This window comes from Noviherbaspirillum sp., from assembly GCF_036846085.1.
Classification (GTDB): Bacteria; Pseudomonadota; Gammaproteobacteria; order Burkholderiales; family Burkholderiaceae_D; genus Noviherbaspirillum.
The window spans coordinates 1-10,438 of the sequence record NZ_DAIUCO010000195.1 but is presented as its reverse complement, the minus strand read 5'-3'; the positions used below and the strand labels follow the sequence as shown (position 1 = coordinate 10,438).

Below are 10,438 nucleotides of genomic sequence, written 5' to 3'. Positions count from 1 at the left end.
GCCCAGTCGATTGCGAAATCACCGGTATTGCCGAAACGCCGGACGGCAAGGCGATGTTCGTCAACATCCAGCATCCGGGCGAGTCGATCACGGCCGCCAACGTCGCCGATCCGACCAAGTACCTGAGCCACTGGCCCGCGAACGCCGGCTATGGTCCGGGCGGCGCGACGACGGCGCGTCCGCGTTCGGCGACCATCGTCATTACCAAGAATGACGGCGGCCGCATCGGCAGCTAAGCAGTAACACCCAGGGGTGGGTCCGGACGGGCCGGTGGACTAAACGTCCATCGGCCCGTTTTTTATGTGAAAAGAAAATCACGGCACCCATTGATTTCATATTTCTATAAACGTAGAATTATCGAATGTTAACGGATCGAAGTCATGAGAAGGTCCTCCGTTGCGCCAGCTTCACCGTTTCCCGTCCACCACCCAAGGAGCATTCCGATGAAACGCCTGCATGTCCATGTAACCGTCGACAACCTTGCCGACAGCATCCGCTTTTACTCCTCCATGTTCGCCGCCACGCCGACGGTGCTGAAGGACGATTACGCCAAATGGATGCTGGATGATCCGCGGGTGAATTTCGCCATCTCCCAGCGCGGCGCGCAGCCCGGGTTGGATCATCTCGGCATCCAGGTGGAATCGGGGACCGAACTGACGCAGATGCAGGAGCGCCTTCAGGCATTGCAGCCGGATGTGGAGAAAGAGGAGGGCTCGTGCTGTTACGCCCGGTCGGATAAATACTGGGTTACCGACCCCCAGGGCATCGCGTGGGAAACGTTTCACACGCTTGACGCCGTTCCGGTGTGGGGGCAGAGCCGCATGGGGGGCAAACAGGCGGACGAGGCGGCAGCCCCTTTCGTTTCAATGCAGCGGGACGCCGGGCAGTCAAGCTGCGGCGTTCCGGCAGCCAAAAAAAGCACCGCCGGCGGCTGCTGCTGATTTCTCTCGCTACGCTACCTAAAAGGAAAATCAAATGTCCGACAAAGTCTATAACGTGCTTTTTCTCTGCACCGGCAATTCCGCCCGCAGCATCATGGCTGAAGCACTCGTCAGCACCATGGGCAACGGCCGCTTTCGGGGCTTTTCCGCCGGCAGCAAACCGGGCGGCACGGTGAACCCGTTCGCCATCGAACAGATCCGGCAGACCGGTTATCCGCTGGACAAGCTGCGCAGCAAAAGCTGGGATGAGTTCGCCGCGCCGGAAGCACCGCAGATGGATTTCATCATCACCGTCTGCGACAACGCGGCGGGAGAACAATGCCCATACTGGCCCGGTCATCCGGTCTCGGCACATTGGGGCTTCGAGGACCCGGCGGCGGCCACCGGCACCGACGAGGAAAAGCGCGCCGTATTCGACAAGGTCTACCGGCAGATCCGGACACGGATGAACATTTTTGTGAACCTGCCTCTGCATATGCTGGAAAAAAATGCGATCCAGCAGGAAATCAGGCAAATCGGCGAGACAAAGGTATGACGCATGCAAGGCGGCTGGTTGCGGAAGGGCTCGGCACCGCCTTCCTGCTGGCGGTGGTAATCGGGTCGGGCATCATGGGCGAACGCCTCGCGGAGGGCAACACGGCGATCGCCCTGCTCGCGAACGCCATCGCCACCGGATGCGGACTGGTGGCGTTGATCCTGATGTTCGGCACCATCTCCGGCGCGCATTTCAATCCGGCGGTGACCCTGTCCGAAGCGTGGCAGAAGAACATTCCAGCCTCGGACGCGATCCCTTACATCGCAGTGCAGATCGCCGGCGCGTTCGCCGGCGTGGCGGCGGCGCACGGGATGTTCGGCGAACCGCTGTTCTTCGCCTCGGACCATGTCCGCACCGGCGCGGCGCAATGGTGGAGCGAGTTCATCGCCACCTTCGGGCTGCTCGCCGTCATCATCGGCTGTTCACGCAGCCGACCGACGGTAACGCCGTTCGCGGTTGCCGCCTATATCACCGCCGCCTACTGGTTCACCTCGTCGACCTCCTTCGCCAATCCCGCCGTGACGCTCGCGCGTGCGGCAAGCGATACCTTCGCCGGCATCCGACCGATCGACGCGCCCGGCTTCATCGTCGCGCAGTTGCTGGGCGCCGCGGCGGCAACCGGGGTGTTCTGCTGGCTTTATCCCGCGCCACCGAAGGATGCGACCGTCGGCGGCACCGTGTCGCCAAGCGAATTCGCAGGCCGCAAACATTCATAAACCGATTCCATTCATGCACTTACTCACCGATTCAAGCCTGCCCGCGGCGGTACCGGAACTGTTGGATACGCCGACGATGGACAAGCTCTCGCCACCGGCGCCGTTCGATCATCCGCCACGGATTCTGCTGCTGTACGGCTCCCTGCGCGAGCGCTCGTTCAGCCGCTTTCTCACGTACGAAGCGGCACGCATCCTGAACCATTTCGGCGCCGAAACCCGGATCTTCGATCCGGCCGGCCTGCCGATGGCCGGCAGCGTGCCGGACAGCCATCCAAAGGTTGTCGAGCTCAGGGAGCTGTCGATGTGGTCCGAAGGACAGGTATGGTGCAGTCCCGAACGCCACGGTGCGGTCACCGCCGTATTCAAGAACCAGATCGACTGGATACCCCTGGAACTGGGCGCGATGCGGCCGACCCAGGGGCGCACGCTGGCGGTGATGCAGGTATGCGGCGGTTCGCAGTCGTTCAACACGGTCAATACCCTGCGCTTGCTCGGCCGCTGGATGCGCATGTTCACCATACCGAACCAGTCGTCGGTCGCGAAGGCCTATCAGGAGTTCGACGATGCCGGCAGGATGAAGGCGTCGCCGTATTACGACCGCCTGGTGGACGTGATGGAGGAGCTGTTCAAGTTCACGCTGCTCCTGCGGGGCAGGACGGACTACCTGACGGACCGGTACAGCGAGCGGAAGGAGAAGGCCGCTGTCGATGTGCAGCGGCTTTGACAGCGTCCGACCCCGCGGCGCCCTCCTTCGCATCAGGCGTTGAGCCGCCGGGCAAAGAAGGACAGGATTTCGTCGCGGGCGGCGATCGTCGGCTGGCCGGCTTCGTCGATCAGGTGCGCGGTCACGACGCTGTGCGGGCTGGCCACGACGTGTTCGAAAAACGGCGCAAGCGAATCGCGGTTGGCGGCGCTGTCGGGAAGCACGCGGCCGACGAAGCGGTCCCCAAGCGCCTCGCGGTAGGCGGCGAAGCGCTGCGCGCGGCAGAATTTATCGCCCTCGAAGCGATACGCCATCACGGTCAGGTCGTCGCGCTCCAGGCGCTGGCGTACCGCGGCGAGTTCCTCCGGCGCCATCTCGATGCCGGCGGGATCGTCCAGCGGCAGTGTCGGCTGCGACAGTACCGGTGCGATCACCGATGCATCAAGCATCATCGTCAGCGCGAAATTGCCGGTGAAACACATGCCGATCGCACCGACCCCCGGGCCTCCGCATTCGCCGTGCGCCAGCCGTGCCAGCGATCGCAACCACTTGGTGACCGGACTGGACCCCTTGCCGGCGAACGCACGGAATTCGGCGCTGACGCAGGCACGTTGGAAAACGGCCTTGCCTTCCTCCGCGCCCGGCACCGCGCCATCGCGGCCAAATAGCGAGGGCATGTAGACGGTGAATCCCGCGTCGCGCACCCAGCGTGCGAAGCGGGCCACATGCGGACTGATGCCGGGCATCTCGGTCATCACGATCACCGCCGGCCCGGTGCCGCTCACATGGACAATCTTCATCACGCCGTCGAGGGTGATTTCCCGCGCATTGAAATCGTCGAGAGGATCGTCCTCATTCATATTCCGCTTCAGCATCGCCGCTCCTTCACTGGATCGGTTGCCGCGACGTCGCCGGGCAACCCGTTTCAAGAGCCTTCAGTGTGCATCCGGGCGAATCAGCCGGCTATTGTTGAAAACGACTTGTTTCATGCCAAAATAGACAAATGAAAACCATCCTGATCCTCGCCCTGGACGGCGTCATGGCGTCGAGCCTGGCGATTACCATCGATACGCTGAACGCGGGACTGGGCTTTCTTGCCGCGACCGGCAAGCCGCACAGGATCAGGATCGTGACCGCAGGATACAAACGGCATGTCAGCACAGGCGGCGGGCTGACGCTGCGGGCGGATGCCCTGTTCCGCGAGATCGCCGCTGCCGGCACGAAACCGGACTGGATCGTCATTCCCGGGTGCGGCCTTGTAAACGATGCCGCCATCACGGCACGCTTCGCGCAAAAGGATGCGACCGAGGCACTGCGGCTGTTACAGGGGATGGCCGACGGCAGCGTCAGGATAGGCGCCTCCTGTTCGTCGGTATTCCTGCTGGCCGAGGCCGGCCTGCTGGACGGCCGCCGCGCGACCACGACCTGGTGGCTGGCATCCGCCTTCCGCGCGCGCTTTCCGCACATCACTTTGGAAGAGACAAGGATGGTGGTCAGCGACGGGCCCTGTACGACCGCAGGCGCGGCCTTTTCGCAACTGGACCTGGCGCTGGTGGTCGTCGCCGATACGATGGGAGCGGGTGTCGCCCGCCTGTGCTCGCGCTACATGCTGATCGACCACCGCGCCTCGCAGGCCCGGTACATGATCCCGACGCATATCCAGCATATCGATCCGACGGTGGTTGCCGCCGAGCGCTGGATCGATGATCATCTGGCCGCGCCGATCAGCGTGACGACCTTGTCATCCGCGCTGGCCGTATCGCCGAAGACGCTGTCGCGGCGCATCGCCGCCGCAACGGGGCTACCGCCGATCAAGTTCATCCAGCGCCGGCGGCTGCTGCATGCCTCGCACCTGATCGAAACCACATCGCTGTCGATTGAAGCCGTCGCCTCCAGGGTGGGATACCAGGACGGCACGGCACTGCGAAAGCTCATCAAGCGGGAATTCGGCGCAACACCCAGCGCATTGCGCTGATCCGCTGATTTTTAACGAAAGCATCCATGCGATTGACCGGCACATTGAAAACCTGGAACGACGAACGCGGATTCGGATTCATCGAACCGGCCCAGGGAGGCGATGAGGTGTTCGTCCATATCAAAGCCTGCCGTGCCGGGCTGCGGCCACAGCCCGGACAACGGCTTACCTTCGAACTGGGTATCGGCACGGACGGCAGGGAACGGGCGGTCCGGGTCGAGCCCGCCGGACCGACGGGCCGGGCGGCGCATCGCAAGGCAGCGGAACCTTCGCGTTCCGGCACAGGAAGCTATGCCGCCATTCCGCTTTTCCTGCTGGTGTACTTCGCCGCCTCGTTCGCGTGGCACATCCCGGCCTGGGTGGACGCCCTGTACGCCGTCGCGAGCGCAGTGACTTTTATCGCCTATGCGAAAGACAAGTCCGCCGCCACGTCGGGGGCGTGGCGCACGCCGGAAAGCACGCTGTTGCTGCTGGGTCTTGCGGGCGGATGGCCGGGGGCGATCGTCGCCCAGCAGGTGCTGCGCCACAAATCGAGCAAGAAATCATTCCAGGCTGCGTTCTGGTGCACTGTCATCATGAACGTATGCGGCTTTGTATTTCTGGTTTCACCTTATGGTTGGCCGGCGAAAAGCTTTTTTTGACGCCGAGGCAGGGTGGCGGGATCAGGACCCGCAGCCAGTCCGTACCCCGATCTGCCTGACGCCTTCTCACTTGAACATCTTGTTAAAGAAGTCAAACTCTTCCTCCGAGGTAGGAGGCGCAACAAGGAAAGCAATCTCTTCATCCGTGATGGCGGGCCCGGTCACGCTGGGACTGTGCGTCGGCACGATATTGGTAGTCTGCCCGGGCGGTGCGGGGTCCACGCGCCGGCGTACGTTACGAGACGCGTCCTGTGACGCTGGCACAGGACGCCATACACCGTACCGTCTGCTTCCTGCCTCATCGGAGGCTGCATCCGGGAAGGCGGCCGCTTCAGCCATGAAAACCGGTCCGCTTGCGCCCGGGTTGGACGACGGCGCGATGTTGGTAGTCTGCCCGGGCTGAACGGTGCCCGCGTGGGGCCGCACGTAACGAGATGCGTCCTGTGACCTTGGGACAGGACGCCATACACCGAACCGGCTGCTTCCTGCTTCATTGGACGCGGTACTCGGCAAGGCGGCCGCTTCGGCCATGAAGGCAGGCGAACCCAAGCGTGAAGTGTGCGGCGGCGCAAGGGTGGCGGGCTGCTCCGGCCGGGCGGCAAGCAGTTGCTGATGCATTGGCCGCGCTCTCGAATATTTTCTGACCGGGATCGGGGACTGCCCCTTCAACATCCGCAACTTATTGATGCCGGTACGGGCTTGTTCACCTATTGCTGTAGTGGTGCCTGGGTCGTTTCGAAAGCTCTCAACCACTTCTTTCACTTGGTTTTCGTTGGGAAAGTTCAGCACCTTCTCCAGGCTGTCTAGCCCGTGCAAGATCCGCGTCCCGATCAGCTTCTGCTGCTGGAGCCAAATGCAGAAGTGTCTGCAGCCCGCAATGTTGTTGATAGCCGTTCGAGAGTACGAGCCTTGTCTTATTAAATCAAAGCGGTGGGTATGCAGCAGCCACTCGTCCTGGCGTGTAGTAACGGCAGGCGGCAGCGTGATATGCGGTTCCCGGCGTGACAGACTCAAGGCGCTGATGATGTGGCCAAGATCCATATTCAATGAAAAGCTCAATTGGCTAGGCTTTCCCATCTGCACCGGTGCCGCACCACTGTCGGTGAAATGTTTGTCCAGATTTTGCGCAATGTGGTCGACGCACCGACGGTTGTCGTCACAGGCAAAGCCCACGAGAGCCGGTAGCGAATGCATTCCGGGATAAGCGGACTGCTGCTTCAGCCAATCGGCCAGTTCCACCAGCACATCGTGGCAATAGTCCTTTGTCAGGGGCGTATTGTCCGGGTTGGCATCGGCTTTCTGGCGGAACTCTTCGAGCAAGGCCTGATTCACCCGATTCACCCGGTTCAACTCCGTGACGGATAAGGTGGAGGAGCTGGCCGAAGCCAAATGCGGCGCACCCTCCTGCCGGGAGGGATTGGGCGGCGCTTCCTCCAGTTGTTGCATGAGTCGGGCCTGCATGCTTGGCATCGCCTCCGGCCTTTGCCGTCCTCCCGGCGTTTGGGCAACAGAGGTTGACGTGGCAGGTGGCGGGGAAGTGACGGTAGCCGGTTCGGCGCGGTGTTGCGCTTCCTGCACGGGCGGACCGGAATTAAAAATGTAGTCTCTCGGGATCAATGAAAAGTTGTGCATGGAAAGGCTTTCTGCCAATGGACTCGGGAAGCGGGCGTACGCCCGCAAGTCCCGTATGTGGCATAAGACCCGTCATGGTTCCCAGGCACCGGCTGCCCGGTTGCACGGAAAAGATAGGTGTGCGGTTTCCACACGCTGCGATGCCTGCGCTTGCCACCGGCACTGCAATCCGGCATCCGGCGGCAATTTCCCGGCCGGAAACGGCAAGGGCGGTCGCCCGCCCTTGCCGTAGTCATGCACCAATAACGCATCAAGCCTCAAGGCAAGACCGGACTCGCCGTCGCCTGCTGGATGATGCGCTCCGCATCCCGCTGCAGCAGGAAACGTTGCGCTACCAGGCTGCTGGCCGCTTCCGTCACCCTGGCCACATACCCCGCCTGGTTGCCGTACAGCGACTCCAGCGAGGGACGGGTATCGCCCGCCGCGGTGCGCTCCGCCTCCGTGCGGTGGAATGGAATATACGAGCCGCCGAGGTTGGACAGATCGATGATGCCCGGCGTGGCGACATAGTTGAACTCGATACTCGTGCCGAGCGGCGCCTGCACCTCCACGCCCCGGATGCCGGCGCGCGTCAGGCCGGTCGACGGATCGACCTGCGGCACTAGGATCGCGTAGTCCTTGCCGGTATAGAAGGGCGGCAGCTGAGTGGCGATGCCGGACTCGTCCTGCGGCCGGTATTGCGGGCCGAAATCAAGCAGCGGATAGCCGTTGTAGCGGGCCAGGTAGTTGAACTCCGGGATCGGTGTCTGTGTGCCGTTCACCGCCCAGGTTAATCCCTTCATGACCGGGAACCTGACGTCTTCGGGGCGCACCAGCGTGCCGTCGGCGATCTTCGGCACCTGGCTGGCCGGCGGCGCGGTGTTCTTCGTCACCCAGTCTTCCAGGTTCAGGAACAGCGCCCGGAAGGTGTCGTTGAAGTGGGCCACCGTGCCGCGCGGATAGACGTCGCGGGTCGGGTTGTAGCTGATGCTGGCCGTGCCACCCGGGCCGCCGTGCTGGGTGCTGGCGTAGTAGTAGATGCGCGCATTCTCCGGCTGCGCCAGGTCGCGGAAGCCATACGCATCGGTAAGCACCGGCGAACCCTGCAGTTGCCAGAACTCGGTGCCGGACAGGCCGAGGAAGAACTTCGGACAGGTATTGGTCGCTGCGCAGCGCGTCATCACGCCGCCCTTCTGGCCGGTGAGGTTGTCGATGTAATCCTTGTCGAGCGCCCTCGGGGCGGTCTGGCCAAAGGCGGTGTGGTCGGTGCGCAATCCGCCGCCGCCGCCCGGCACGGCGAAGCGGGTGTTGACGTTGGTCTGGCGCGCGGCCACGTGCGCATACATGCCGTCGAAGACCTTGCTGCCGTCGAGCGCCTGGTTGAAGCCGAGGTGCAGGAAGGTTTTCATCGCATTGCCGGACTGCGAGGTGCCCTGGCCGATGGTGTGCGCGATGCGGCCGGCGATCGGGTTGGCGTTGCCGCTATTGTCGGCGGCCTTGCTCTTGAAGAAGGTGACGGTATCGCGCAGCGCGGCCAGGCCCACGCCCATCACGAGCGGGTCCTTGGCGATGTAGACCACTTCATACAGGTACTTCGGATCGAATCCGCCCTTGAGGCAGATGCGGGTCGGGTCCGGCGTGCCGGGGAAGGCATTGGCGGCCGTGTCGCAGTTGGCGAACTTCCAGTCGGCTGCCGGGATGGATGTGCGCGGGTCGGTTTCATTCATGCGGCGCGTGAGCGAGAAACCCGGCTGCGCGGTGTCGAGCGATACCGGCGCATACGGGATCATGGTGCCGTTGAAGACGCCCCCCGGCAGGCTCATCACCGGTACGGGCGCGCTCGGCACGAGTTCGGCGCGATAGGGACCGGTGATCGACGATCCGTCGGGATTCTTCGCCACGGGCACGGTGGCGGTCAGCCGCGCCGGGCTGCTCTTCGGCACATCGCCCTGCCAGGCCGAATAAAGCACTACGTAGCCGCGCTCGAGGTAGACCGCGTCGCTCGGCGATGCGGTCGGGTTGATCATGGTAAGGATGTTGCCGCGGTTCGGTGCGTCGTAGCGCAATACGCCGTTGGACTTGCTCATGTCCTTCGGCTTGAGCATCGTGAAATCGGCGCTGTATTCGACCATGCCGCGGGCATTGACCGGCGCAAGCGCCAGGTCCTGGATGATGACGTTCTTCGGGTCCTTCGGATCGACCTCGCCCCGGATCGTGCCGGTCACCTGCTCGTAGGGACCGACCGCGCCGAAGCTGGCGCCGGAGGCGAAATCCTGTGTCGACGAAATCGTCAGGGTCTGCATCGGCGCGCCGGTGGCGACCGAGGTGTTGGGATTGGCATTGGCGGAGTCGCCGCCGCCGGAACCGCAGCCGGCGAGGGCGCTTGCAAGGGCCGCTGCCGTTAAATAGGTAAGACGTGAGTTCACAATGGTCTCCTGCACGATATGGATGGATGGTGTGACTGCTTGGATGAATGTGCTGCCGTGCAGTCGGAGCATGCCGAACGTCCGGGGACGAACGCTCCCCGCCCTTTGCCGAACCGGCAAAGGGAAATCGACATTGACCTGCTGCCGGGCCGGCTCGCTTATTCTTTTTCTATGCCGGCTTTCTGGATGATTTCTCCCCACTTCTTCGATTCCGCGGTCTGGAACTTCGCCAGTTCGTCAGGCGAGGTGACGAAGACGTCGGTGCCGCTGTTGGCGTAGAACGCGCTGTTCGCGGTCGGGCTCTTGGCCGCCTTCGTCAGGAGTTCATTGAGGCGGGCGACGATGGCCGGCGGCGTTTTCGCAGGCGCATAGGCGGCGAACCAGTAGCCGATGTCATAGCCCTTCACGCCGGCCTCTTCGATGGTCGGCACCTCCGGCAGAAGCGGCGAGCGGGTCTTTGCCGAGTAGCCGAGGGCGCGCAGCTTGCCGCTCTTGATGTGCGGCATGCCGGTGGCCGAATCAGTGATCATCATCTGGATCTGGCCGCCGAGCAGGTCGGTGACGGCGAAGGTATTGCTCTTGTAGGGAACATGCAGCAGTTGCACGCCGGCCAGCTGCTGGAACAGTTCGCCCGCGATGCGGCTCGACGAGCTGCCGCTGCCGAAGGTGAGCTTGCCCGGATCTTTCTTTGCCATGGCGATGAAGTCCATCACCGAGGTGGCCGGAAACTGCGTGCCGACCACCATGAACTGCCCGCCCTTGCCGAGGCCGGTAATCGGCGCGAAATCCTTCACCGGGTCGTAGGGCAGCTTCTTGTACAGGTGTTCCGCCGCGGCGTGGGTGGTGTTGGTGGTGATGAACACGGTGTAGCCGTCCGGCGCGCCGCGGCG

Annotated in this window: 11 protein-coding genes; 7 read left to right on the top strand and 4 right to left on the bottom strand. The window is 63.2% G+C overall.

The window, feature by feature from the left end:
* The 5 genes from V7080_RS19140 to arsH all read left to right on the top strand — a co-directional run.
* Positions 1–236, top strand: a 236-nt coding sequence (locus V7080_RS19140) for an alkaline phosphatase PhoX (protein ID WP_334189992.1), incomplete at its 5' end; no start/stop codon positions are given.
* A 207-nt stretch (positions 237–443) separates the two neighbouring features.
* Positions 444–941, top strand: a complete 498-nt coding sequence (locus V7080_RS19135) for an ArsI/CadI family heavy metal resistance metalloenzyme (protein WP_334189991.1) — start codon at positions 444–446, stop codon at positions 939–941.
* A 34-nt stretch (positions 942–975) separates the two neighbouring features.
* The gene (locus tag V7080_RS19130) at positions 976–1,476 is read left to right on the top strand and encodes an arsenate reductase ArsC (RefSeq protein ID WP_334189990.1); all 501 of its coding nucleotides are present in this window, start codon (positions 976–978) and stop codon (positions 1,474–1,476) included.
* On the top strand, positions 1,473–2,192 hold the full coding sequence (locus V7080_RS19125) for an MIP/aquaporin family protein (protein WP_334189989.1): 720 nt from the start codon (positions 1,473–1,475) through the stop codon (positions 2,190–2,192). The genes V7080_RS19130 and V7080_RS19125 overlap by 4 nt, the downstream gene beginning before the upstream one ends.
* Positions 2,193–2,205: 13 nt before the next feature.
* Positions 2,206–2,916, top strand: coding sequence for an arsenical resistance protein ArsH (arsH, locus tag V7080_RS19120; RefSeq protein ID WP_334189988.1), 711 nt, complete (start codon positions 2,206–2,208; stop codon positions 2,914–2,916).
* A gap of 32 nt (positions 2,917–2,948) precedes the next feature.
* On the opposite strand, the gene V7080_RS19115 is transcribed toward arsH, so the two are convergent.
* Positions 2,949–3,770 carry a dienelactone hydrolase family protein gene (locus tag V7080_RS19115; protein WP_334189987.1) on the bottom strand — a complete coding sequence of 274 codons (822 nt, stop codon included), beginning with the start codon at positions 3,768–3,770 and terminating at the stop codon, positions 2,949–2,951.
* A gap of 128 nt (positions 3,771–3,898) precedes the next feature.
* Between V7080_RS19115 and V7080_RS19110 the strand changes: the two genes are divergently transcribed.
* Positions 3,899–4,870 carry a GlxA family transcriptional regulator gene (locus tag V7080_RS19110; RefSeq protein ID WP_334189986.1) on the top strand — a complete coding sequence of 324 codons (972 nt, stop codon included), beginning with the start codon at positions 3,899–3,901 and terminating at the stop codon, positions 4,868–4,870.
* A gap of 26 nt (positions 4,871–4,896) precedes the next feature.
* The gene (locus tag V7080_RS19105) at positions 4,897–5,511 is read left to right on the top strand and encodes a cold shock and DUF1294 domain-containing protein (protein WP_334189985.1); all 615 of its coding nucleotides are present in this window, start codon (positions 4,897–4,899) and stop codon (positions 5,509–5,511) included.
* Positions 5,512–5,577: 66 nt separating this feature from the next.
* Here the strand turns inward: V7080_RS19105 and V7080_RS19100 are convergent, their stop codons facing one another.
* From V7080_RS19100 to V7080_RS19090, 3 genes are all read right to left on the bottom strand, one after another.
* Complete coding sequence (locus tag V7080_RS19100) at positions 5,578–6,957, bottom strand: hypothetical protein (protein WP_334189984.1); 1,380 nt, start codon at positions 6,955–6,957, stop codon at positions 5,578–5,580.
* Between the two features lie 443 nt (positions 6,958–7,400).
* Entirely contained in the window at positions 7,401–9,548 is a 2,148-nt protein-coding gene (locus V7080_RS19095) for an alpha/beta hydrolase domain-containing protein (protein ID WP_334189983.1), read from the bottom strand.
* A gap of 158 nt (positions 9,549–9,706) precedes the next feature.
* Positions 9,707–10,438: Bug family tripartite tricarboxylate transporter substrate binding protein (locus tag V7080_RS19090; protein ID WP_334189982.1), on the bottom strand; the 732-nt coding region annotated here is incomplete at its 5' end.

Excerpts from the sequence above, each read along its gene's own strand:
- V7080_RS19135 (WP_334189991.1), top strand. The coding sequence starts at position 444 with ATGAAACGCCTGCATGTCCATGTAACCGTCGACAACCTTGCCGACAGC.
- V7080_RS19130 (WP_334189990.1), top strand. The coding sequence starts at position 976 with ATGTCCGACAAAGTCTATAACGTGCTTTTTCTCTGCACCGGCAATTCC.
- V7080_RS19125 (WP_334189989.1), top strand. The coding sequence starts at position 1,473 with ATGACGCATGCAAGGCGGCTGGTTGCGGAAGGGCTCGGCACCGCCTTC.
- arsH (WP_334189988.1), top strand. The coding sequence starts at position 2,206 with ATGCACTTACTCACCGATTCAAGCCTGCCCGCGGCGGTACCGGAACTG.
- V7080_RS19115 (WP_334189987.1), bottom strand. The coding sequence starts at position 3,770 with ATGCTGAAGCGGAATATGAATGAGGACGATCCTCTCGACGATTTCAAT.
- V7080_RS19110 (WP_334189986.1), top strand. The coding sequence starts at position 3,899 with ATGAAAACCATCCTGATCCTCGCCCTGGACGGCGTCATGGCGTCGAGC.
- V7080_RS19105 (WP_334189985.1), top strand. The coding sequence starts at position 4,897 with ATGCGATTGACCGGCACATTGAAAACCTGGAACGACGAACGCGGATTC.
- V7080_RS19100 (WP_334189984.1), bottom strand. The coding sequence starts at position 6,957 with ATGCAACAACTGGAGGAAGCGCCGCCCAATCCCTCCCGGCAGGAGGGT.